Genomic DNA, 22,407 nt, shown 5'->3' with positions numbered 1-22,407 from the left:
CTCATCATAAAAGCCATTACCGCCTAAGCGGTAAAACTGAGTAAATTTTTTCAGAAAACGTCTATTCTTTGCTATTTTAACGGGGACATAATGTCCGACTATAATCAATAAATAGCTTAATGCCTGCACAGGTGGAGATGCATTTTGACCAAAACACAACATGAGGCGGTGAAAACCCGTCATAAGGAGAGTTCGCTCATTTTCCCGGTATTAGCGCTGGTCGTACTGGTGATGTGGGGAGGAAGCCAGTCTTTTCCAGCGGTTATTGGGATCAATATTCTGGCCCTGGTGGGCATTTTAAGTAGCGCATTTAGCGTAGTTCGTCACGCAGACGTACTCGCGCACCGTTTAGGTGAACCTTACGGTTCTCTCATTCTTAGCCTTTCCGTTGTTATTCTTGAAGTAAGTTTAATTTCCGCATTAATGGCAACCGGTGACGCAGCACCGACACTGATGCGTGACACGTTGTACTCCATCATCATGATTGTGACCGGCGGTCTGGTCGGCTTCTCGTTGCTGTTAGGTGGACGCAAATTCGCGACGCAATATATGAATCTGTTTGGAATCAAACAGTACTTAATTGCTTTGTTCCCACTCGCAGTCATTGTGCTGGTGCTTCCGACTGCATTGCCAGAAGGTAACTTTAGTACCGGGCAGGCATTAATGGCTGCGGCCATTTCTGCTGCAATGTATGGCGTGTTCTTATTGATTCAGACCAAAACGCACCAAAGCCTGTTTGTTTACGAACATGAAGACGAGGCTGACGACGACGACCCGCATCATGGTAAACCATCGGCGCACAGTAGCGTCTGGCATGCCATTTGGCTGATCGTACATCTGATAGCAGTTATTGCCGTCACGAAAATGAACGCAGTACCACTGGAGTCATTGCTCTCGACGCTCAATGCGCCTGCGCAATTTACCGGCTTCCTGATAGCGTTGTTAATTCTCTCCCCTGAAGGTTTAGGGGCGCTAAAAGCGGTGCTAAATAATCAGGTTCAGCGCGCAATGAACCTGTTCTTCGGCTCTGTACTGGCGACGATCTCGCTGACGGTTCCAACTGTGACACTGATTGCTATGCTAACGGGCAACGACCTGACCTTTGGTTTAGGAATGCCGGAGCTGGTCGTGATGTTGACGTCATTGGTGTTGTGCCAGATTTCGTTCTCGACAGGGCGCACCAATGTGCTCAACGGCACCGCGCATCTGGCACTGTTTGCCGCTTATCTGATGACGATATTTGCCTGACGGGTCATATCATAAAAAAAAGCCCTTCTCGTGAGAGAAGGGCTTTTTGTTTGGTGGCTAATGGCAACGCCATCCGCCATTAATTCGTACTTACTTGCTGGTATCCAGCGGCTCGAAATTCTTCACCAAATCATCAATAGCTTTGATTTGCTTAAGGAACGGCTCGAGTTTTGCGAGTGGCAGTGCTGATGGGCCATCACAACGTGCTTTATCTGGATCCGGGTGCGCTTCGATAAACAGGCCTGCAAGACCAGTTGCCATACCCGCACGTGCCAATTCAGCAACCTGAGCACGACGGCCGCCAGATGCTGCGCCAAACGGGTCGCGGCATTGCAGAGCGTGAGTTACGTCGAAGATAACCGGTGAGCCATTAGACACTTGTTTCATCACGCTAAAGCCCAGCATGTCGACAACCAGGTTGTCATAACCGAAGTTCGCACCGCGGTCACACAGAATGATTTGATCATTGCCACCTTCGTGGAATTTATCAACGATGTTACCCATTTGGCCAGGGCTTACAAACTGTGGTTTTTTGACGTTGATAACCGCGCCAGTTTTCGCCATCGCTTCAACCAGGTCAGTCTGGCGAGCCAGGAAAGCTGGCAACTGAATCACATCAACCACATCCGCAACAGGTTGTGCCTGGCTTGCTTCATGAACGTCAGTGATGATTTTCACACCGAAAGTTTGCTTCAGCTCCTGGAAAATCTTCATCCCTTCTTCGAGGCCTGGACCACGATAAGATTTGATGGATGAGCGGTTAGCTTTATCGAAAGACGCTTTGAATACGTAAGGGATGCCCAGTTTCTGGGTCACAGTGACATAGTGCTCACAAATACGCATCGCCAGGTCACGTGATTCCAGCACGTTCATGCCGCCAAACAGTACAAATGGCAGGTCGTTTGCGACGTTAATATCGCCAATGCTTACGACTTTCTGTTTCATCTTAATCTCGCCTTGTTGGGAAACATTTAAAAATTTGGCATCAGTGCAGAGTGATCTGCTTTTGCGAAATAGAGTTAATTTGCGCTTTGATCATCTCGCTTATTGGGTCTTCCGGGCACTGTTCAACAAAATAGCTGAGGTCGTTGAGTGCCACATGTTCGCAATCGAGCTGAGCATATATCAAGCCACGGTCGCGAATTTCATAAGGATCTTCCGGGTTAAACTGGAGCAAGGCTTCACTGGTGCGCAGTGCCAACTCCATCTGACGCTCTTCCATCAGCGCGGACTTCATGGTGTCGAGTAATTTACGCACCACTTCCGCGTTGTCTGCTTCATCTAAATCTTCATCGAACAGTTCGGCAGTCGGCCCGACGTTACCCTTCAGCCACACTTCCAGCGTGTGTTCATTAAGCGTGTCACCGTTAAATGGGTTGATGAGCCACATTTCACCGTCCATCCAGTCGCCGCGTAAAATCAGCTGAGTGGGAAAAATGACCGGATTCAACGGGATATCAAGACGGTCGGCTATCCACAGTAGAATAGCACCCAGCGACACTGCACTGCCCTGACGCTTGGTCAATACGTTATCGAGCCACAAGGCATCGGATAAACGGTAAATGCCACTGGAGTCTTTAAAGCCCCAGGTGCCATAAAACAGTTCGACTAATTTTTCGAGCTGCACATCCTGGTGTAGACCTTCGCAGATCTCTTCACGCGCAAGGCTCGCCAGGCTTTCCAGTTGTGCTCGCACTTCTTCTGCCGGGAAATCATCACGGATCAGTTGCGAGACTAAGATCATGCCCTCGCATAACGGCGCCTGATTGAATTCGAAATCGGCTAACGACCTCATGACTTACCCCAATAATGGTATTTTTGTGGTGGCGAGTTTAATGATGATGTAAAGCACCACCAGGGCCAGCAGAAAGGCAAACCACCGAATCTGTTGGCTGCGTGGGCGCTTACCCAGCACGATAAACCCTAAAACGATATAGATAATAACGCCAAATAGCTTCTCAGTCAGCCATGCACCTTGTGGCGTGAAGGGATAGAAATGCGTAATCATCACAAGAGCGATGCCGCTGACCAGCAACACGGTGTCATTCACATGCGGAACAATGCGCACCCAGCGCTTGTTTGACATGGCTGATTCACGGTATTGCCACCAGTAGCGTAAAACGAACAGGGTCACGGAAATGAAGACCGTCAGAATATGCAAATGCTTGAGCGCGAAGTAAGTTGCCATTTGGCTCAGTTCCTTATTTAGAAATAGCGTCCTACTGTCAGACGGTCATTACCACCGTAATCCTGACAGCTTTGTATCTCGGTATATCCTGCTTCTGTAAATAATTCGCGGACTTGAGCGGCCTGAAGCCAACCGTGTTCGAGCAATAACCAACCACCAGGCTCAAGGAAATTGCGAGCTGACTCCACAAGAACGCGTAAATCTGCTAAGCCGTGATTATCTGCCACCAGAGCGCTACGCGGTTCAAAACGAACATCACCCTGTGAAAGATGCGGATCTTCCTCGTCAATATAAGGCGGGTTGCTGACTATCACTGAGAAACGTTGGATATTGAGCGCACTAAACCAATTGCTTTGCAAGACCTTAACATTGGTTATTCCGAGGCGGCTCGCATTATCGCGCGCAAGTTCTACTGCCTCAGGGACCAGATCAAGAGCTGTCACATCACAATCCGGGCGCTCGCTGGCAATCGCCAGAGCAATTGCTCCTGTACCCGTGCCTAAATCCAGCACGGAACATGAGGCTGTGGGCATTCTGGCGAGGGCTTGTTCGACAAGGCATTCCGTATCCGGGCGTGGGATGAGCGTCACAGGAGAGACACGCAGCGGCAGCGACCAAAATTCACGCTCACCCACCAGATGCGCGATGGGCTCCCCCTTCACACGGCGCGCCAGCAAAACATCCAGCTGTTGCTGTTGCTCTACAGTCAATTCGGTTTCACCGAATGCCAGAATGAAGGTTCGCGCTTTCCCGCAGACAAAACCCAGCAGGATTTCCGCGTCACGACGCGGGCTTTCACTATCCTCAAGCTGGGCAATTGCCTGTTTTAACCAGTGTTGAAAATCCATTAGTCCTGCTCAGACAGCGCCGCTAGTTGGTCTGCCTGGAACTCCTGCACGATAGGTTCAATAAGTCCGTCGAGCTTGCCTTCCATCACTTCGTCAAGACGATATAACGTCACGTTGATACGGTGGTCGGTTACGCGGCCTTGCGGGAAGTTATAAGTGCGGTTACGGTCTGAACGATCGCCACTGCCAAGCAGGTTACGACGCGTTGACGCCTCTTCCTGCTGACGTTTAGCCATTTCAGCCGCACGGATACGTGAACCCAACACAGAAAGCGCTTTGGCTTTGTTTTTATGCTGTGAACGTTCGTCCTGACATTCCACCACGATGCCTGTTGGCAAGTGGGTGATACGGATTGCAGAATCGGTGGTGTTAACGTGCTGGCCGCCCGCACCCGAGGAGCGGAAGGTGTCGATACGTAAATCACCAGGGTTGATATCTGGTAGTTCCGCTTCAGGAATCTCTGGCATTACTGCAACGGTACACGCTGAAGTATGAATACGCCCCTGGGATTCTGTCGCAGGAACACGTTGTACGCGATGGCCACCGGACTCAAATTTCAGGCGACCATACACACCGTCACCGCTGATTTTGGCGATCACTTCTTTGAAGCCGCCGTGCTCACCTTCGTTGGCACTAAGAATTTCGACTTTCCAGCGACGCGACTCCGCGTAACGGCTGTACATGCGGAACAAGTCACCAGCAAAGATTGCCGCTTCATCACCACCCGTACCTGCGCGCACTTCAACAAATGCGTTACGCTCGTCATCCGGGTCTTTTGGCAACAACAACACTTGCAGTTGTTGTTCTAATTCTTCGCTGTCGCTTTTGGCCTGATTTAACTCTTCTTGCGCCATTTCGCGCATTTCTGGGTCGTCGAGCATGCTTTGTGCGGTTTCAATATCTTCCTGAATCTGGCGCCATTGCAGGAAGCAACGGGAAACGTCGCTTAACTGGGCGTATTCGCGGGACAAAGCGCGAAAACGGTCCTGGTCGGCTATGGTGGATGCATCTCCAAGAAGCGCCTGAACTTCTTCATGGCGCTCTTGCAGGGCTTCTAGTTTGGCAACGATAGAAGACTTCATGGGCGGTGTTTCACCTTGTAATAAGAGTTTATTTGCTAATCCAGCCCGAGGCTGTTGCGCAGAATCTGCAGGCGTTCTTCATCCCCGTCACGGGCAGCCTGCGTAAGCGATTTGGTTGGTGCATGGATCAGGCGATTAGTTAATTTCCACGCCAGATCCTGGAGAACGGTTTCGGCATCGGCACCCTGTTGAAGAGCAGCGATAGCCCTGGCAGCCAGGTCATCACGAACTTGTTCAGCCTGACTGCGATATTCGCGGATGGTCTCTGTGGCGCTTTGAGCGCGCAACCAGGCCATAAATTCACTGCATTCCTGCTCAACGATAGTTTCAGCTTCAACTGCGGCAGCTTTGCGCTGTGCAAGATTGCTTTGGATGATCGCTTGCAAGTCATCAACGCTGTAGAGATAGGCGTTCGGGAGTTTGCCGACTTCAGGCTCTACGTCGCGTGGTACGGCAATATCAACTAATAAAAGCGGCTGGTTACGGCGAGCTTTCAAGGCTCGTTCTACCATCCCTTTGCCAATAATAGGCAACGGGCTGGCGGTGGAGCTGATAATAATATCAGCCTCCTGTAACCGGGAATCGATGTCACTCAGACTAATAACCTCTGCACCAACTTCGTCTGCCAGCACCTGAGCGCGCTCACGCGTGCGGTTTGCGATGATCATCTTCTGGACATTGTGTTCGCGCAAGTGCCGTGCGGCCAGTTCAATTGTTTCACCCGCACCGACCAGTAGAACAGTAACGGTCGATAAGGATTCAAAGATTTGGCGTGCCAGGGTACAGGCCGCGAAGGCTACGGACACAGCACTCGCACCGATCTCAGTTTCGGTTCGTACGCGCTTGGCAACCGAGAAGGATTTCTGGAACATGCGCTCCAGTTCGTTGGAAAGCGAATGTCCTTTCTGGGAGTCTGCGAAGGCTTTTTTGACCTGCCCTAAGATTTGCGGCTCGCCGAGCACCAGGGAGTCAAGACCGCTGGCAACGCGCATTAAATGCGTTACCGCTTCATTATCGTGATGCCAGTAAAGGCTTTTACGCACTTCCTCTTCGTCAAGGTTGTGGTAGTTACAAAGCCAACGCACCAGTTGTTCGTGGAGGTTTTCCTGTTCTTCAACACTCAGATATAGCTCGGTACGGTTACACGTCGACAGCACCACCCCACCCTGTACCATTGGCTGGTTAAGCAGGCTGTTCAACGCCTGGTCGAGTGTATCCGGCGAAAACGTAACACGTTCTCGCAACGACACTGGAGCTGTTTTGTGGTTGATGCCAAGAGCTAAAAGGGTCATTGAGCGGCTGTGAGTAATACCGATGTTGATAAGGATTAACTCGGCGCATCATACAGGATGCGCGCAGTCAATAAAAGGGAGCCCCCCCTTGGGGGGTATCACCGCAATTAATGATTTAAGACAACTTGAACGTAGACGACCTCGCTTGCCACCGCTAGCATAAACAGTTAACAACTAAAATTAATGAGAAGGATCCGCTGCCACTATGTTTATGACGAAAGCCCGTCTGCTGCGCCTTGCGCCACTGGCAAGCCTTGTTTTGGCTGCTTGTTCTGTTCATCAACCAAGCGGTCCGGCAAAAAGTCCTGACTCTCCGCAATGGTTACAACACCAGCAACAAGTACAAAAAATCACCCAATATCAGACGCGTGGTGCTTTTGCTTATCTTTCCGATAGGCAAAAAGTATATGCGCGTTTTAACTGGCAACAAACTACGCCAGAACGCTATCGCTTGCTGCTGACTAACCCACTGGGCAGTACTGAGCTTGAATTGAATGCGCAACCTGGCGTGGTGCAACTGACTGACCGTAATGGTAAAAAATACGTTGCTGATAACGCCGAAGAGATGATTGGTAAATTGACCGGTATGCCAATCCCGCTAAACAGCCTGCGCCAATGGATCCTCGGCCTGCCAGGCGAGGCGACCGACTATAAAATCGACTCGGAGTATCGTCTGAGCGAAATCAACTACACGCAAGACGGTAAAACCTGGAAAGTGGTTTACAGTGATTATGACGACTCAGTGAAACCTGCCCTGCCGTCAAATATGGAACTGCGCGAAGGGGATCAACGCATCAAACTCAAAATGGACAGCTGGACGGTTAAATAATGAGAAAGCGTTGGCCATCACCGGCAAAACTGAATCTTTTTTTGTATATCACGGGTCGTCGTGAGGACGGCTATCATAATTTACAAACTTTATTTCAGTTCCTCGATTATGGCGACACAATCACCATCGAGCCGAGAAACGATGGTCAAATTCGTCTTGCGACACCGATTGAAGGTGTGCCAGATGAAGAAAATTTGATTGTCCGGGCCGCCCGATTATTGCAAGACAGAGCATTGCTGATGGGTTCATTGCCGCAAGGTGCTGGAGCCGATATCAGCGTTGAAAAACAGCTACCAATGGGTGGCGGTTTGGGTGGTGGTTCTTCAAATGCGGCAACAGTTCTGGTAGCGCTTAACCATATCTGGAACACCGGCCTGACTGAAGATCAGCTGGCTGCCCTGGGGGTGACTCTCGGTGCTGACGTGCCGGTATTTGTCCGTGGCTTTGCCGCTTTCGCAGAGGGTGTTGGTGAGAAGCTTACGCCGGTTTCACCAGCGGAAAAATGGTACCTTGTTGCACATCCCGGAGTCAGTATTCCCACACCGGTCATTTTTAAAGATCCGGAGCTACCACGAAACACCCCGATCAGATCAATTGACACGTTATTAAATTGTGAATTTGGTAATGATTGTGAGGTTATCGCAAGAAAACGTTTTCGTAAGGTTGATGAGCTGCTTTCCTGGCTGTTAGAATACGCGCCGTCGCGCCTGACCGGCACCGGCGCTTGTGTGTTTTCTGAATTTGACACCGAGGACGCTGCCCGCCAGGTGCTTAAGCAAGCCCCGGAATGGCTGCATGGGTTTGTTGCGCGAGGCGTTAATGTCTCCCCGCTGCATCAGGCCATATCCGGGCAAGCTGAGTATTGGTGACAACGTCACCTTGTTTCAGACGTTGCATCAAGCTCTTTATACACCGCCTGGATGGCGTTACCCCGCCCGCATAAGCTGCGGTAACACCATCCGCCACTGGACGCATGCCTGAGGTTTTTCTCGTGCCTGATATGAAGCTTTTTGCTGGTAACGCCACCCCGGAACTAGCACAACGTATTGCCAACCGCCTGTACACCTCCCTTGGTGACGCCGCCGTCGGTCGTTTTAGCGACGGAGAAGTAAGCGTACAAATCAACGAAAATGTACGCGGTGGTGATATTTTCATCATCCAGTCCACCTGTGCACCAACGAATGACAACCTGATGGAATTGGTTGTTATGGTAGACGCCCTGCGCCGTGCTTCTGCAGGTCGTATCACTGCTGTTATCCCTTACTTTGGTTATGCTCGTCAGGATCGCCGTGTGCGTTCTGCCCGTGTGCCAATCACCGCGAAAGTGGTTGCTGACTTCCTCTCAAGTGTTGGGGTTGACCGTGTTCTTACCGTGGACTTGCACGCAGAACAGATTCAGGGATTCTTCGATGTACCTGTAGATAACGTTTTCGGTAGCCCAATCCTGCTTGAAGATATGCTGCAAATCGGCCTGGAAAACCCAATCGTGGTTTCTCCAGATATCGGTGGCGTTGTGCGTGCTCGTGCTATCGCAAAACTGCTCAACGATACCGACATGGCTATCATCGACAAACGTCGTCCTCGCGCTAACGTTTCTCAGGTTATGCATATCATCGGTGATGTATCTGGCCGTGATTGCGTACTGGTAGACGATATGATCGATACCGGCGGCACTCTGTGCAAAGCAGCTGAAGCGCTGAAAGAACGTGGTGCTAAACGTGTGTTTGCATATGCAACTCACCCGATTTTCTCCGGCAATGCGGTCCACAACCTGCGTAACTCCGTTATCGACGAAGTTATCGTATGTGACACCATCCCACTGTCTGACGAAATCAAAGCGCTGCCAAACGTCCGCACCCTGACTCTGTCCGGTATGCTGGCTGAAGCAATTCGCCGTATCAGCAATGAAGAATCAATCTCTGCGATGTTCGAGCACTAATCGAACTCGCATTAAAAAACCCGCTGCGGCGGGTTTTTTCTTTTTACAGCACCTATTTGTTTAGAAAATGCCTCCTTCACCTGCCATGCCCCCCCAGAAATGACAGATGATGCGCTCACGGATGGAATCAAAGTGAAAAACGTATCTTCTTCTGTATTACCTTTCCGCGCTCTGGTAGACGCTTGTTGGCGCGAGAAATACACAGTCTCCCGTTTTAGTCGCGATATTATTGCCGGCATTACCGTTGGGATTATTGCCATCCCACTCGCGATGGCTCTGGCTATCGGCAGCGGTGTTGCCCCACAGTATGGTCTATATACCTCGGCTATTGCCGGAATTGTTATCGCGTTAAGCGGTGGCTCACGATTCAGCGTTTCGGGGCCGACAGCGGCTTTCGTTGTTATCCTCTATCCGGTCGCTCAGCAGTTTGGCCTTGCCGGTTTGCTGATTGCCACGCTGATGTCTGGCGTGTTTCTGATTTTATTTGGGCTGGCGAGATTTGGCCGTCTTATTGAATACATCCCACTTTCTGTGACGCTCGGTTTTACTTCCGGAATTGGGATCACCATCGCCACTATGCAGGTAAAGGATTTCTTTGGTCTGACGCTGGAACACGTGCCGGAACATTACCTCAATAAAGTGGCGGAGTTAGCCATGGCGATGCCCACTCTTAATCTCGGTGATGCAGCGATAGGTGTGGTAACGCTCGCAGTATTGATTCTTTGGCCGCGTCTGGGTATCCGTTTGCCGGGCCATTTACCCGCACTTTTGGCAGGCTGTGCGGTAATGGCTGTTGTCCATGCCGCAGGTTTCGATGTGGCAACCATCGGCTCTCGTTTCCACTATGTCCTGGCTGATGGCACACAAGGCAACGGCATACCGCAATTACTGCCGCAATTGATGCTGCCCTGGAACATCCCTGACTCGAACTTTACGCTCAGTTGGGATTCACTTAGTACCCTTCTCCCTGCTGCATTTTCCATGGCGATGCTCGGCGCGATTGAATCGCTGTTGTGTGCCGTAGTGTTAGATGGCATGACCGGCACTAAACATAACGCCAACAGTGAACTGATTGGCCAGGGGCTGGGCAATATTATTGCGCCATTCTTCGGCGGTATTACGGCAACGGCGGCGATTGCGCGTTCGGCGGCAAACGTGCGCGCAGGTGCAACATCACCTGTTGCCGCGGTTATTCACGCGCTGTTGGTGATTATGGCATTGCTGGTGCTTGCCCCATTACTATCATGGCTACCACTCTCCGCCATGGCAGCTCTTCTGCTGATGGTTGCATGGAATATGAGTGAAGCGCATAAGGTGCTGAGCCTGCTTAGACGGGCACCAAAAGATGACATCGTGGTAATGCTTATCTGTATGTCGTTGACGGTGCTGTTCGATATGGTCATTGCCATTAGTGTTGGGATTGTACTGGCATCACTGCTATTCATGCGCCGTGTTGCGCGTATGACGCGACTCGCCCCTGTGAATATCCATACACCGGAGGGCGTGTTAGCGCTGCGTGTAACAGGCCCACTGTTTTTTGCCGCAGCCGAAGGATTATTCAATGACCTCGCCCAACGAGTTGAAAATAACCAGCTGATCATTCTCCAATGGGATGCCGTACCGGTGCTTGATGCAGGCGGCCTCGATGCGTTTCAACGCTTTGTAGAAAAACTGCCGGATGGTTGCGAATTGCGGGTGACGAATCTGGAGTTTCAGCCTCTTAAAACACTGGCACGAGCTGGTGTTCAGCCGATTCCAGGTCGACTTGCTTTCTTCCCGGATATTCATGCGGCTTTGGCTGAGTAAACTTTTTTGCCAAAAAAAACGGTTCTTAAGCAGAACCGTTTTCACTTCCAGACTTTTTAGCTGTGGCGATGATTATCGTCACGGCGGCAACGTTTATCAAAGTGGCGAACCCACCAATAACGGTCACCAACTTGTTCATGTCCGCCTACACGAGCACCCGCCAGCCAAAGAACCGCACCAACAAAAATGCTTAAAACCGCGCCGTGGGCAAAGTATTGCGGGAAGTTGAATTGAGGGAGTTGGTTTAAAATGGAATAACCAACACCACCCACCATAACGACAAGCCCCAACCCCATGAAAATATTGCCGAGTAATGAAGCGTTTTTGCGTTTCATATGTCACCTCCGGGTGTTCGCGGGTCGGCGGGGGAAATCCCCACTCCTTGTGTGTAAAGTATAGACAACACCGCTTCGGATGATGTGCGTTAGCGGTCACAATAACGAATGAAAAAACTACAAAAGTTTACAAATAACTCGCTGAATAGCATCAAATTCTAATGATTCACTCTATGAACTATTCAATAAATAAACATACCCCAAATAATTCGAGTAGTGGTAAGGCGGCAAGCGCGTGAGTCCCTGGAGCACAGATAACTATGTGACTAGGGCGAAGGTGAGCAGCCAACGCATCAGCAACTTGAAGTATGACGGGTATAGATGACACATTCGCTCTTTGTCATCGCGCCTTGAGCACAGTAAACTACGCGGCTCTGGTCTGTTTTCAGGAAATTAAACGTGAGTATTAAATTAATAGTTGGCCTGGCAAACCCAGGTGCGGAATATGCGGCGACCCGCCATAACGCTGGTGCCTGGTATATGGATTTGCTCGCTCAGCGCCACAACCAGTCGCTTAAAGAAGAGAGTAAATTCTTCGGTTACACAGCGCGCATAAACCTTGCCGGAAAGGATGTTCGCCTGTTAGTCCCAACCACGTTTATGAACCTTAGCGGCAAAGCTGTTGGCGCAATGGCCACATTTTTCCGTATTGCTCCCGATGAAATCCTGGTCGCACATGATGAGTTGGATCTCCCGCCAGGCGTTGCAAAATTTAAGCTTGGTGGCGGCCACGGCGGTCACAATGGTCTGAAAGACATCATTAGCAAATTGGGTAATAACCCAAACTTTCACCGCTTACGTATCGGAATTGGCCATCCGGGTGATAAAAACAAAGTTGTCGGATTTGTATTAGGTAAACCACCACTCAGCGAACAGAAGCTGATTGACGATGCAGTAGATGAAGCGGCACGTTGTACGGAAGTTTGGTTAAAGGAAGGTTTAACTAAAGCTACTAACCGACTGCATACCTTTAAGGCACAATCCTAGCCTGAACTGCGGGCAACGAGGATTTCTGCGCCCGTTATATGCCGTTTGCGTGTATAATGTGGGAAGTTATGATCATTTTATCAATGAGACGACATCAACTCATTGAATATCAAGTAATTAAGGTAAAATAAACCATGGGATTCAAATGCGGTATCGTCGGCTTGCCGAACGTTGGTAAATCAACCCTGTTCAACGCGCTCACTAAAGCGGGAATCGAAGCAGCAAACTTCCCATTCTGTACTATTGAGCCGAACACTGGTGTGGTACCAATGCCGGACCCACGTCTGGATAAACTGGCCGAAATTGTTAAACCACAGCGCATCTTGCCTACCACTATGGAATTCGTCGATATCGCCGGCCTGGTAAAAGGCGCATCGAAAGGCGAAGGCCTGGGTAACCAGTTCCTGACCAACATTCGTGAAACCGAAGCCATTGGCCACGTGGTGCGTTGTTTTGAAAACGACAACATCATTCACGTAAATAACAAAGTCGACCCTGCTGACGATATCGAGGTTATCAATACCGAACTGGCACTATCTGACCTCGATACCTGCGAACGTGCAATCCATCGTGTGCAAAAGAAAGCTAAAGGCGGCGATAAAGACGCAAAAGCTGAACTGGCTGCGCTGGAGAAATGTCTGCCACAGCTCGAGAACGCCGGTATGTTGCGTGCGCTTCCTCTGACCGACGAGGACAAAGCAGCTATTAAATACCTGAGCTTCCTGACGCTGAAACCAACTATGTACATCGCAAACGTCAACGAAGACGGTTACGAAAACAACCCATACCTCGACAAAGTGCGTGAAATTGCCGCCGCCGAAGGTTCAGTTGTTGTTGCTGTATGTGCAGCAGTTGAGTCTGATATTGCTGAGCTCGACGATGCTGACCGTGAAGAGTTTATGGCAGAAATGGGTCTGGAAGAACCAGGTCTGAACCGCGTTATTCGCGCAGGTTACGAGCTGCTGAACTTGCAAACTTATTTCACTGCTGGTGTGAAGGAAGTGCGTGCGTGGACTATCCCTGTTGGTGCAACTGCGCCACAAGCTGCAGGTAAAATCCATACTGACTTTGAGAAAGGCTTCATCCGTGCCCAGACTATCGCGTTTGAAGACTTCATCACCTACAAAGGTGAACAAGGTGCGAAAGAAGCAGGCAAGATGCGTGCAGAAGGCAAAGATTACATCGTTAAAGATGGCGATGTAATGAACTTCCTGTTCAACGTCTAAAAAAGTTTTGTTGTCTCACGAGATTTCTTAGATTTTGTGAGAACTGACAAACATCATAGAATCCACGCTATTGCGTGGATTTTTTATTTTATTAAGGCGCAACTCATCTCTTAACAAAGCAGTCAACAATGAGTACATGGATAAGTACACCATTCTTCCATCTTCATTTTAAGTGAGAACAATAACGGTATAGTTATGCTCACCGATACGCAATGCCGCACTGCTAAGCCGAAAGAAAAACTCTATAGGCTCAATGATTTCAACGGTCTCTATCCAGAAGTGAAACCCAATCGCAAAAAGGCATGGGCTCTCGGTTTAAACTCAACGGTAAATCCAGCATGTTTGCCTTGGGCGAGTACTCGACGCTCAAACTTGCCGAAGCTCGCCCCCTCCCTGATTAACGACGCAGGAACAAATCATCTGCAGTTTGTTTCCAGTCAAAAGGTTGAAGGGTTTCCCATACGACCCCGAGTTGTGTCATTCTTTCTGGTAACCTCTGCTGCGTGGCGATTGTGCCAATGCACATACTGGCTGGAAGACCCGCGTCTTCTATCATTTTCATCACTTCTCGCATTTCCTCTGCTCGGCGAACACCATGTTCTGCCACCCGGCTTATCATGTAGTGTGGGAAATCTCCGTCCCAGCCCAGCGAAGGAAAGCTGGCATGCAGCGAGGCTAATACCTCGTCTTCGACGCCGTAATGTCTAGCTGCAAGAAGGCATTCAGTGGTTAATGCCTCCAGCCCTTTTATCATCACACTGCGGCACATTTTAATCGCTGATACATCACCAACTTGATTGCTGCCAAAGCTTGCATTGAGCCCTGATTGTTGTAAAAACTGTACGGCTTGTAGCCCAGTTTCACCGCCAATCAGCAGGGGTGTCGCGGCGCGTTTCGGTGGAACAGGTGCCATCACTGCCACATCGACATAGTTTGCTCGCCCAAGACAACATTCGGCAGCCTGCCGCTTTGTGCCCGGCGCAACAGAATTACAATCCAGAAAAGATTGCCCCTCGTGTAGTAATGGCTGGCATTCAAGCACCAGATTGAGCGAATTTCCCGCCGTCACCAGGGAGAAAATCCACTCAGCATTTTCCAGTGCTTCGGCCAGGGAACCCGCTGCGTGTACACCACAGATACGGGCTTTATTACGCATCGCTTCGCCTGCATCACCAATGAATTTAGTGTCCCATACTGTCACATGGTGGTTTTTCACCAGTTCGCTGGCGAAAATCGTTCCTGCTTCACCGAAACCAATAACTGTGATGTTCGCCATACTGTTTTCCTTATTACATGCCCTGAGGCCAGATTGTGCCTGAGATAGCGACTTGCCCTTCAAAAATCAGCCGGGCAGTACGCAGCAGACCGCAACCCGCAATATGTTGCCCTTCAAGCTGCAACAACACGCTGAATTCTCCAGTGGGATGTTCAACACTGACGCGCTGTGATGGGGTATCGCTGATTCGCGCTACTTCCTCAGCTACGGTGTTGGGAATAAGACAGGCAGTTGCAATACTTACCGCGCCCAATACACCGACGGATGCGTGGCAACGATGTGGAATAAATGTACGGCTGGAGATAGCGCCACCGTTGCGCGGCTCTGCCAGTAATGTCATTTTCGGAACGGTACGGTGAGTGACATCACCAAGATGCATTTTCGGCCCCATCTGCAAGCGAATGGACTCAAGCTTCTGTTTCAGCTCTGAATCGTTATCCAACACTTCACGACTTTCATAACCGCTACGTAGCAGATCTTTAGCCCGCAGCAGTATCACGGGCATGCCGTTATCAATACAGGTAACTGAAATTCCATCGACGTAGTCCTGGGGATTTCCAGTGGGCAATAACGCACCGCAGCTTGAACCCGCAATATCCTGGAACTCCAGAACAATTTCCGCAGCACTACCTGGAACACCATCTATGCGTAATTCCCCCTCATATTCCACGCCTTCGGCAGTTGTTGGGATAATTGCGCGGGCGATTTGCCCGGTGTTTTCCATGTAGATACTGACTTGTGTGTGCCCATCCTGTGGCGCGACAAGCCCGCGTTCAATGGCAAATGGCCCTACCGCTGCGAGGATGTTGCCGCAGTTCTGCCCATAATCCACAGCTGCGGTATTCACATTCACTTGAGCAAATAGATAATCAACATCCACGCCTTCGCGTGAAGATGGCTGAATGATTGCTACTTTGCTGGTCAGAGGATCGGCACCACCAAGGCCATCAATTTGCCGGGGGTCAGGTGACCCCATAACAGCCAGTAACACGCTATCACGTACAGCGGCGTCGGCTGGTAAATCAGCAGCCAGAAAACAGGCGGCTTTCGACGTACCTCCGCGCATGTACAGACAAGGGATTTTGCGTTGTTTCATTTCAGTTCAACTCATCAACAGTGTCGATATAGCGAAGACCCTTTTCTGCCAGCCGCTGGCGCATATTATAAATATCTAACCCTAACTCACCGTCGGCCAGTCGCTGGCGTTTCCCCTCCTCCAGGGATTCACGTTTCAGGGCATTCTCAAGTACAGGCATTGCATCATCAAACGGCACTACCACCACACCATCATCATCTGCGACGACAACATCCCCCGGATAAATTACCTGTCCTGCGCAAAGAATAGGGACATTCACCGAACCGAGCGTTTCTTTCACCGTTCCCTGGGCACAGACAGCACGAGACCAAACGCGGAAATCCATCTCACGTAATACATGACTATCTCGGATCCCGATATCACCAATCAGTCCTACCACTCCGCGTGCTTTAAGCGACGTGGCCAGCAAGTCACCAAAAAAACCATCACGGCAAGGTGAAGTAGGAGCAACCACCAGCACGTCACCAGGACGGCATTGCTCGACCGCCACATGGAACATCCAGTTATCACCAGGTGTTACCAGCACAGTGACCGCATTTCCCGCGATGGCTTTACCCTGTTGAACAGGGCGAATGGCGCTGTCCAGTAGCCCTTTGCGACCTTGCGCTTCATGCACTGTCGCGACACCCAACCGGCGCCATAACTCGAACTGGGATACATCACTACGTGGAATATTACGTACTACAAGACCACTTTTATTAATCAGGTTCATGACAAATCCTCCGTCACCCGCGGGAAGATGCTCTGGAACCCTTCCGCATGAGTGAGCGTTTTCACCGCAGTAATACCGATGTTACGTTTTGCCTGGACTCCGCGCTGTAAAGCGACACGCGTGTAGTATTCCCAAAGGTGCTCCTGGCCCGCCATGCATTGAATAGCCTGATACTTTTTTTTCCACACAGAGGTAATGTCCAGCAGCACATCAGGCTTCCAGTTGCACTGCTCGGGTTGGTGAGGTTCAAAACAGTAAACTGGCGGCGCGCCAATAATCGGCTCACCAGGGCGGTACCCTTCAGCCTGGGCGATAATGCGGGCTTCCTGCGCCAGATGTGTTGCCAGCGGGTGATCGTAGTTATAAGGATCGTGCAGTGAATGGCTTAGAACAAAGTGTGGCTGAACACGGCGGTAGACATCTGCCAGGCGGAATAATGAGTCTTTGTCCGCGCGCAGTGGGTAATCGCCCATATCGAAAAACTCTATGCTGGCCCCCAACACTTCCGCTGCTGCCATCGCTTCTTCTTTACGTATGGCTTTGACGTTTTCTTCCGTCATCTCGCCTTTACGCCATAGCTTTGCCGATTCACCACGTTCGCCAAAAGAGAGACACACAACATGCATGTTGTAACCGCGCGACGTGTGTAATGCGATGGCACCGCCTGCTCGCCAGACGAAGTCTGCTGAATGTGCGCTGACCACTAACCCCGTTTTTGCTGCTGTATTATTTGTCATGTTGGGTTCCTTGTTGTGCGTATGAATAAATACTGTCATGCGTTATTCAGGGCGGGTAATCAGTTTAATTGCCTGAGGTATGATTTTTATTTATGTTGTTTATTCATCAGCTCTGGATAAATGGCGAAAGCATGAAAAAAACACCCTCCTGTGAAATGATTAACATCATGCAAATCAGAGCTTTTTGCCAGGTTGCGGCCCATGGCACCGTTTCCCGCGCGGCGGATAATTTATTTCGCACACAATCCGCAATCACCCGTTCAATTCGTGATTTAGAACACAGTTTGTCGTTAAAATTATTTGAGCGGCACGCCAGCGGAATGTTATTAACCGAATTTGGAAAATGTATTTTGCCGCGCGCACGTCACGCTATTGATGAGCTGTGCGCTATTCCGAAAATTATCGCCAGTGTCAGGGGGAAAGAGATCGCCGGACGTGAATTTGCCGAACCAATCTGGCTTTATAACACCCGTCGTCTGGAAGTCTTTATGGCGCTTTTTCAGGTGCATCACACTCAGACAGTGGCGAATATGTTTCATGTCAGCCAACCTGCCGTCAGTGCTGCATTGAAAATGCTGGAAAAAGGCGCGGGTTTAGCGCTGTTCCAGCGCACCCCAAAAGGAATGATGCCTACCCGTGCAGGCCAGGAAATTGCCAGTAACATCAGTCGTACATTGAATGAATTACGTCATATTCCAGCGGATATTGCGGCCAGCCAGGGGATTTTACGCGGCACGGTCTCTATTGGAGCGCTACCGCTAGGCCGCACGCGCTTGCTACCAGAAGCTATTCTCAGCCTGCTGGCGAACTATCCGGGCGTGAACGTGATAACCAATGAAAGCGCATTCACCGCGCTGATTTCGGAATTACGTGCAGGCAATGTCGATTTTATTTTTGGGGCGCTGCGCGAAGGTGTCGCGGACATCACCAACGAAGCGTTGTTTACCGAAGAGATGGTTATTCTTGCCCGCCGCGATCATCCGTTATCTCGGAGTACGGTCAGCATCGAACAACTGGCTGCTGCACAATGGATTTTGCCACGCGCAGCTACGCCTGCTCGCAAACTGTTAAGCCAGGCATTTGGACAGTTAGGAATTGCCGAACCGCAGCCACTGGTGGAAACAGGTGATTTGGCGATTACACGTAGTTTGTTGCTGAATTCTGAGATGATAACGGCAATTTCCAGCCACCAGCTTGAGTATGAGCTGGCAGCTGGCGTACTGGTAAAATTGCCGGTCGAACTGCCGGATACACACCGTGCCATTGGGCTAACCTGGCGCCAGGGGGCGCTGCATTCTCCTGCCGCTCAGGCGTTGTTGCAGGCAATCCGTGACGTGGTGAGTAAATACCAGCCTGCACCGCAGGAAACTGAGAGTTACTCTTTGCCGGCAACAGAGTAAATCACCTGCTGATTGCGCGTTTTCTGAAAATCATCCAGCGACATACCACGCATCGCGGCATAAATGTGCAGATTTGAAACGCCCGTTACGGCACCGAATTTTTCCAGCAGGAAGAAGCTTGCGCCATATTGAATCAGTTTGCGCCAGTCGCGGTCTCGCAACATCTGCTGTTCCTGTTCGGTAAGCCCTTCTTGCTGGTAGAGTTGTTCCGGCTGCTGGCGAAAACGGGCACGCCATTCCGGCTGAACCAATTTGTGTAAAAAGCGGTTCAGGCGCAGCGCGTTCAGGCTGCGTTGTTGCGTAAAGGGATATGTGCCTTCCAGTTGCTCTAATCCCGCCAGTTCCTGAGCAATGTGAGCACGATGGCGTGCGGTAGTATCGACGGGTAAGGTTCGGGCATGGTTTTCCAGAATCAGCGTAGCGATACCGGTCATTGACGGCAAATAATAAGACTGGTGCGTTACCGTCACATTTGCCGACAATGCACCACGCATCACCAGCCACATAATCACTTCCGCCCCTTCCATTCCACCCAGTTGTGCATATTCCGCCACTGTCAGTTGCGTCAGGCTTTCAGGGTCGTTTGCCAGCGCATCAACAAACTGGGCATCCCAGTCAGGATTATTAAATCCGCAACGTTCGCCGTGTACCTGATGCGACAAGCCGCCTGTTGCCACCAGCGCCACAGTAAGATCTTCCGGGAAACTTTCAATTGCTCTACGCAAAGCCTGGCCAAGCTTGTAACAGCGGCGAGCGCTGGGGACAGGAAATTGCAGCACACCTATTTGCAGCGGCACCACTTGCGTCGGCCAACCGCCCTGCGAAGGTAACAGCGCTGACAATGGTGAGAAAAGACCATGATCGAGCGGCTTATTCATAAAGAAGCTCATATCAAACTCATCGCTCATCAGGCTGGTGCCAATATGGCGCGAGAGTGCCGCATGGCCTTTTACCGGCGGTAAATCACGAGGACCGCCGCCTTCATCCGCAACCTGATATTCGTCGTCGATTCCCAGCGCGAAAGTTGAGTAATGGTCGAAGAAAAACGACGTGACATGGTCGTTAAACACATACAGCAGCACATCTGGTTTTTTCTCAGCAAGCCAACGCTGCATCGGTTCAAAACTTGAGAATATAGGCTCCCATGCCTGCTCTTTTTGTTTGTTGTGGTCGACCGCGAAGCCGATGGTTGGCGTATGTGAAACAGCCAGTCCGCCAATAATTTTTGCCATGTTGTCTACTCCACGTATCGTTAAATTAGGATATTTTTATTAGGTTATTTTTGGCACTGCTGCATGCAATCTGGCGCATACCCTGCTTCAGCCACAGCTAAATCATGCAGGATGCGGCGCATCATTAAACCGGGTCGATCCGGTGCGAAGTTAAGATCAAACTGCGGTTCACTATCTTTGCGAACAACGTCGAGTATCCACTCCAGCGCGTCGACATCCTCGGTATAGGCCTTGGCAGAGGAAATATATAAGTGCTCATCCGTAGCGGTATTGTGCAAATCGAAATCACGCGTACAGAACCACCAGTAATGAATACTGCCATTGGTTTCCGGAGTGAAAATGTGCGAAATATTGAAGCGGTAAGTGATATCCCGACCTGCACCTTGTGAGGCATCAACGATACGGGCAAAGGCAACGTGCATAGCGGGCGACTGGAAACGAGCTTCTGAATAACGATCAACCGGAACTCCCGTCAACCCGGTTGGAATGGCATAGACCCCAGGCGGCGGCGAGTTTTTCAATACGCGGTCAATAATTACTACATTCCCTTCCTGGCGCACTTTCAGCTTCGAACGAGCATATTCCGGCGTGCCTATCGCACCAGGATGCAAGAACGGGAAATGCGTCTGATCGAGCAAGTTTTCATGCATGGAAATGTAGTCAGATTTAAAGCTGAACTGGCCATTAACACTTTTCCACTCCGGGCTACTTAACCAATGCGTGTCAGGAATAGCCGCGGAGTCGGCACTATCGGGGTCCCCCATCCAGATCCAAATCAGCGGTGCACGTTCTACGACTTCGAAAGTTCGCACCTGCGCATTGCTCGGCACGTTGGCCATCGACGGTAAATTGACGCAGCGCCCGCTCGTATTGAACTGCATCCCATGGTATCCGCAGACCAGCGTGTCACCCTCCAGTTTGCCTTTTGCCAGCGGAAACGAACGGTGCGGGCAGCGGTTGCGCACCGCCACAGGTTCACCCGCAAGAGTGCGGTAAAGCGCAACATCCGTCCCCAGAAAGCGGCGGCTGATTATCTCGCGGGAAACTTCATGACTGAGTGCTGCAACATACCAACAATTACGGATAAGCGGCGTGCTGTGATCAGCGAATCCACCCGCGCCAAACGTATCATCATCAAAGGGATGTCTTGGATGATCAATAACCATATCAAATGAATGATTCATAATTTACCCTATTGCAAATCAAGCACTAAACGTTTTCCGCGTAACCGTGAGACACAGATACACATTGACTCACCGGACTGTTTTTCCTCTTCGCGGAGATAGTGATCCTGGTGCACCAGTGGCCCATCGGCAGAAATCACCGCTTGCTCGCAAAGCCCACATTCACCCCGGCGACAATCCCAAAGCACATCCACTTTTGCGGCATTCAGCGCATCAAGAATGCTGGTATTGCTGGCAATCGGAATGATGCGACCAGAGCGTTTAAGTTCAACCTCAAACGGCTGGTTTTCTGACATTACCGCTGGTGCAAAACATTCATAATGCAGATTCTCTTGCGGGAAATTGCGTTCACGAGCTGCAGCGCATACGCCGTCAATCAACGAAGAAGGGCCGCAAATATAGATGGCTGTCTCTGGAGCCAGCGTTCCCAGCAGTGTATGCAAATCAATTCGCCCGGCTTTTTGGCTGTAATGAAAATGCACACGGCCAGGGATCAGGCGGGAGATGTCATCGTGAAAAGCCATCGAGTCCGCTGTACGCCCGCAGTAAAGCAATGAGAATGGCTTATGGCGTTTCATCAGGCTGCGCATCATCGAAAATACTGGCGTGATGCCAATGCCTCCGGCAATCAACAATACCGGTTGTGTGGTTCTTTCCAGTGCGAAAGCATTAACGGGCACCGAGACACGAAGACGGCAGCCTGGTAGCAAATGCTGATGTAACCAGCCTGAGACCGTTCCCTGTGGCTCGCGCTGAACAGCAATGCGGTAAAGATAACGGGCATCGTCACTGATGCCATCACCACCGAGCAAAGAGTAATGCCGGACAAACAGGCCGCCTTCGCGGTTATCAAGAAACAGCGTGATATGCGCGCCTGCTGTGTATTCCGGTAGCGGCATTTTGTCTGGTGTCGCCAACTGATACTCACGGATGGAGGGAGTGAGCTCACGAACCGCGACCACTTCCACTTCTATTTGTTTAAATGCCATC

22 protein-coding genes and 1 pseudogene are annotated in these 22,407 nt (G+C 50.6%); 9 read left to right on the top strand and 14 right to left on the bottom strand.

Annotated features, from left to right (window positions below):
- The first annotated feature begins 144 nt into the window (after positions 1-144).
- Positions 145-1,248, top strand: coding sequence for a sodium-potassium/proton antiporter ChaA (gene chaA / locus M979_RS05135; protein ID WP_034455869.1), 1,104 nt, complete (start codon positions 145-147; stop codon positions 1,246-1,248).
- A 90-nt stretch (positions 1,249-1,338) separates the two neighbouring features.
- On the opposite strand, the gene kdsA is transcribed toward chaA, so the two are convergent.
- From kdsA to hemA, 6 genes are read right to left on the bottom strand one after another with little or no spacing between them, the layout of a single operon-like run.
- Complete coding sequence (kdsA, locus tag M979_RS05130; protein ID WP_034455870.1) at positions 1,339-2,193, bottom strand: 3-deoxy-8-phosphooctulonate synthase; 855 nt, start codon at positions 2,191-2,193, stop codon at positions 1,339-1,341.
- 40 nt (positions 2,194-2,233) lie between these two features.
- Entirely contained in the window at positions 2,234-3,043 is an 810-nt protein-coding gene (sirB1, locus tag M979_RS05125; RefSeq protein WP_034455871.1) for an invasion regulator SirB1, read from the bottom strand.
- A gap of 3 nt (positions 3,044-3,046) precedes the next feature.
- Positions 3,047-3,436, bottom strand: a complete 390-nt coding sequence (gene sirB2 / locus M979_RS05120; RefSeq protein ID WP_034455872.1) for an invasion regulator SirB2 — start codon at positions 3,434-3,436, stop codon at positions 3,047-3,049.
- A 17-nt stretch (positions 3,437-3,453) separates the two neighbouring features.
- Positions 3,454-4,284, bottom strand: coding sequence for a peptide chain release factor N(5)-glutamine methyltransferase (prmC, locus tag M979_RS05115; protein WP_064553992.1), 831 nt, complete (start codon positions 4,282-4,284; stop codon positions 3,454-3,456).
- On the bottom strand, positions 4,284-5,366 hold the full coding sequence (gene prfA, locus M979_RS05110) for a peptide chain release factor 1 (protein ID WP_064553991.1): 1,083 nt from the start codon (positions 5,364-5,366) through the stop codon (positions 4,284-4,286). Before prfA ends, prmC begins: the two co-directional genes overlap by 1 nt.
- 35 nt (positions 5,367-5,401) lie before the next feature.
- Positions 5,402-6,658, bottom strand: coding sequence for a glutamyl-tRNA reductase (hemA, locus tag M979_RS05105; RefSeq protein WP_064553990.1), 1,257 nt, complete (start codon positions 6,656-6,658; stop codon positions 5,402-5,404).
- 205 nt (positions 6,659-6,863) lie between these two features.
- Here hemA and lolB point away from each other — a divergent pair, with 205 nt between their 5' ends.
- The 4 genes from lolB (at position 6,864) to dauA (ending at position 11,232) form a co-directional block, all read left to right on the top strand.
- Positions 6,864-7,487, top strand: coding sequence for a lipoprotein insertase outer membrane protein LolB (gene lolB / locus M979_RS05100; protein ID WP_064553989.1), 624 nt, complete (start codon positions 6,864-6,866; stop codon positions 7,485-7,487).
- Positions 7,487-8,356, top strand: a complete 870-nt coding sequence (gene ispE / locus M979_RS05095; RefSeq protein WP_034455877.1) for a 4-(cytidine 5'-diphospho)-2-C-methyl-D-erythritol kinase — start codon at positions 7,487-7,489, stop codon at positions 8,354-8,356. Before lolB ends, ispE begins: the two co-directional genes overlap by 1 nt.
- A 122-nt stretch (positions 8,357-8,478) precedes the next feature.
- Positions 8,479-9,426: a ribose-phosphate diphosphokinase gene (prs, locus tag M979_RS05090; RefSeq protein ID WP_008454180.1), complete on the top strand. Its 948-nt coding sequence runs from the start codon at positions 8,479-8,481 to the stop codon at positions 9,424-9,426.
- A 99-nt stretch (positions 9,427-9,525) separates the two neighbouring features.
- Positions 9,526-11,232, top strand: coding sequence for a C4-dicarboxylic acid transporter DauA (dauA, locus tag M979_RS05085; RefSeq protein ID WP_064553988.1), 1,707 nt, complete (start codon positions 9,526-9,528; stop codon positions 11,230-11,232).
- 56 nt (positions 11,233-11,288) lie between these two features.
- On the opposite strand, the gene ychH is transcribed toward dauA, so the two are convergent.
- Positions 11,289-11,567, bottom strand: a complete 279-nt coding sequence (gene ychH, locus M979_RS05080) for a stress-induced protein YchH (protein ID WP_034455878.1) — start codon at positions 11,565-11,567, stop codon at positions 11,289-11,291.
- A 399-nt stretch (positions 11,568-11,966) separates the two neighbouring features.
- Here ychH and pth point away from each other — a divergent pair, with 399 nt between their 5' ends.
- The 3 genes and pseudogenes from pth to M979_RS22385 form a co-directional block, all read left to right on the top strand.
- Positions 11,967-12,554, top strand: a complete 588-nt coding sequence (gene pth, locus M979_RS05075) for an aminoacyl-tRNA hydrolase (protein WP_064553987.1) — start codon at positions 11,967-11,969, stop codon at positions 12,552-12,554.
- Between the two features lie 134 nt (positions 12,555-12,688).
- On the top strand, positions 12,689-13,780 hold the full coding sequence (ychF, locus tag M979_RS05070) for a redox-regulated ATPase YchF (RefSeq protein WP_064553986.1): 1,092 nt from the start codon (positions 12,689-12,691) through the stop codon (positions 13,778-13,780).
- A gap of 195 nt (positions 13,781-13,975) precedes the next feature.
- A pseudogene (locus M979_RS22385) lies at positions 13,976-14,166 on the top strand (Arm DNA-binding domain-containing protein); the annotation flags it as partial.
- An 11-nt stretch (positions 14,167-14,177) separates the two neighbouring features.
- Here the strand turns inward: M979_RS22385 and M979_RS05065 are convergent.
- The 4 genes from M979_RS05065 to galB are packed head-to-tail and all read right to left on the bottom strand — an operon-like array spanning position 14,178 to position 17,601.
- Complete coding sequence (locus M979_RS05065) at positions 14,178-15,056, bottom strand: DUF1932 domain-containing protein (RefSeq protein WP_064553985.1); 879 nt, start codon at positions 15,054-15,056, stop codon at positions 14,178-14,180.
- A gap of 13 nt (positions 15,057-15,069) precedes the next feature.
- Complete coding sequence (locus M979_RS05060) at positions 15,070-16,152, bottom strand: 4-oxalomesaconate tautomerase (RefSeq protein WP_064553984.1); 1,083 nt, start codon at positions 16,150-16,152, stop codon at positions 15,070-15,072.
- 1 nt (position 16,153) lies between these two features.
- The gene (locus tag M979_RS05055; RefSeq protein WP_064553983.1) at positions 16,154-16,864 is read right to left on the bottom strand and encodes a 4-carboxy-4-hydroxy-2-oxoadipate aldolase/oxaloacetate decarboxylase; all 711 of its coding nucleotides are present in this window, start codon (positions 16,862-16,864) and stop codon (positions 16,154-16,156) included.
- Positions 16,861-17,601: a 4-oxalmesaconate hydratase gene (galB, locus tag M979_RS05050; RefSeq protein ID WP_064553982.1), complete on the bottom strand. Its 741-nt coding sequence runs from the start codon at positions 17,599-17,601 to the stop codon at positions 16,861-16,863. The genes M979_RS05055 and galB overlap by 4 nt, the downstream gene beginning before the upstream one ends.
- Before the next feature lie 131 nt (positions 17,602-17,732).
- Here galB and M979_RS05045 point away from each other — a divergent pair, with 131 nt between their 5' ends.
- On the top strand, positions 17,733-19,001 hold the full coding sequence (locus M979_RS05045) for a LysR family transcriptional regulator (RefSeq protein ID WP_064554005.1): 1,269 nt from the start codon (positions 17,733-17,735) through the stop codon (positions 18,999-19,001).
- On the opposite strand, the gene M979_RS05040 is transcribed toward M979_RS05045, so the two are convergent.
- From M979_RS05040 to M979_RS05030, 3 genes are read right to left on the bottom strand one after another with little or no spacing between them, the layout of a single operon-like run.
- Positions 18,977-20,233 (bottom strand): gallate dioxygenase, encoded by a 1,257-nt coding sequence (locus tag M979_RS05040; RefSeq protein ID WP_064553981.1) that lies wholly within the window; start codon positions 20,231-20,233, stop codon positions 18,977-18,979. The two genes, M979_RS05045 and M979_RS05040, sit on opposite strands and share 25 nt — an antisense overlap.
- A 44-nt stretch (positions 20,234-20,277) precedes the next feature.
- Entirely contained in the window at positions 20,278-21,417 is a 1,140-nt protein-coding gene (locus M979_RS05035; RefSeq protein WP_064553980.1) for an aromatic ring-hydroxylating oxygenase subunit alpha, read from the bottom strand.
- Between the two features lie 8 nt (positions 21,418-21,425).
- On the bottom strand, positions 21,426-22,406 hold the full coding sequence (locus tag M979_RS05030) for a PDR/VanB family oxidoreductase (protein WP_083963890.1): 981 nt from the start codon (positions 22,404-22,406) through the stop codon (positions 21,426-21,428).
- Position 22,407 lies beyond the last annotated feature (1 nt).

This window comes from Buttiauxella noackiae ATCC 51607 (assembly GCF_001654865.1).
Taxonomy (GTDB): Bacteria; Pseudomonadota; Gammaproteobacteria; order Enterobacterales; family Enterobacteriaceae; genus Buttiauxella; species Buttiauxella noackiae.
Note: the sequence above shows the minus strand (reverse complement) of the source record. Positions and strands in the feature narration are given on the sequence as shown.

Excerpts from the sequence above, each read along its gene's own strand:
- kdsA (WP_034455870.1), bottom strand. The coding sequence starts at position 2,193 with ATGAAACAGAAAGTCGTAAGCATTGGCGATATTAACGTCGCAAACGAC.
- sirB1 (WP_034455871.1), bottom strand. The coding sequence starts at position 3,043 with ATGAGGTCGTTAGCCGATTTCGAATTCAATCAGGCGCCGTTATGCGAG.
- sirB2 (WP_034455872.1), bottom strand. The coding sequence starts at position 3,436 with ATGGCAACTTACTTCGCGCTCAAGCATTTGCATATTCTGACGGTCTTC.
- prmC (WP_064553992.1), bottom strand. The coding sequence starts at position 4,284 with ATGGATTTTCAACACTGGTTAAAACAGGCAATTGCCCAGCTTGAGGAT.
- prfA (WP_064553991.1), bottom strand. The coding sequence starts at position 5,366 with ATGAAGTCTTCTATCGTTGCCAAACTAGAAGCCCTGCAAGAGCGCCAT.
- hemA (WP_064553990.1), bottom strand. The coding sequence starts at position 6,658 with ATGACCCTTTTAGCTCTTGGCATCAACCACAAAACAGCTCCAGTGTCG.
- lolB (WP_064553989.1), top strand. The coding sequence starts at position 6,864 with ATGTTTATGACGAAAGCCCGTCTGCTGCGCCTTGCGCCACTGGCAAGC.
- ispE (WP_034455877.1), top strand. The coding sequence starts at position 7,487 with ATGAGAAAGCGTTGGCCATCACCGGCAAAACTGAATCTTTTTTTGTAT.
- dauA (WP_064553988.1), top strand. The coding sequence starts at position 9,526 with ATGACAGATGATGCGCTCACGGATGGAATCAAAGTGAAAAACGTATCT.
- ychH (WP_034455878.1), bottom strand. The coding sequence starts at position 11,567 with ATGAAACGCAAAAACGCTTCATTACTCGGCAATATTTTCATGGGGTTG.
- ychF (WP_064553986.1), top strand. The coding sequence starts at position 12,689 with ATGGGATTCAAATGCGGTATCGTCGGCTTGCCGAACGTTGGTAAATCA.
- M979_RS05065 (WP_064553985.1), bottom strand. The coding sequence starts at position 15,056 with ATGGCGAACATCACAGTTATTGGTTTCGGTGAAGCAGGAACGATTTTC.
- M979_RS05060 (WP_064553984.1), bottom strand. The coding sequence starts at position 16,152 with ATGAAACAACGCAAAATCCCTTGTCTGTACATGCGCGGAGGTACGTCG.
- M979_RS05055 (WP_064553983.1), bottom strand. The coding sequence starts at position 16,864 with ATGAACCTGATTAATAAAAGTGGTCTTGTAGTACGTAATATTCCACGT.
- galB (WP_064553982.1), bottom strand. The coding sequence starts at position 17,601 with ATGACAAATAATACAGCAGCAAAAACGGGGTTAGTGGTCAGCGCACAT.
- M979_RS05045 (WP_064554005.1), top strand. The coding sequence starts at position 17,733 with ATGAAAAAAACACCCTCCTGTGAAATGATTAACATCATGCAAATCAGA.
- M979_RS05040 (WP_064553981.1), bottom strand. The coding sequence starts at position 20,233 with ATGGCAAAAATTATTGGCGGACTGGCTGTTTCACATACGCCAACCATC.
- M979_RS05035 (WP_064553980.1), bottom strand. The coding sequence starts at position 21,417 with ATGAATCATTCATTTGATATGGTTATTGATCATCCAAGACATCCCTTT.
- M979_RS05030 (WP_083963890.1), bottom strand. The coding sequence starts at position 22,406 with ATGGCATTTAAACAAATAGAAGTGGAAGTGGTCGCGGTTCGTGAGCTC.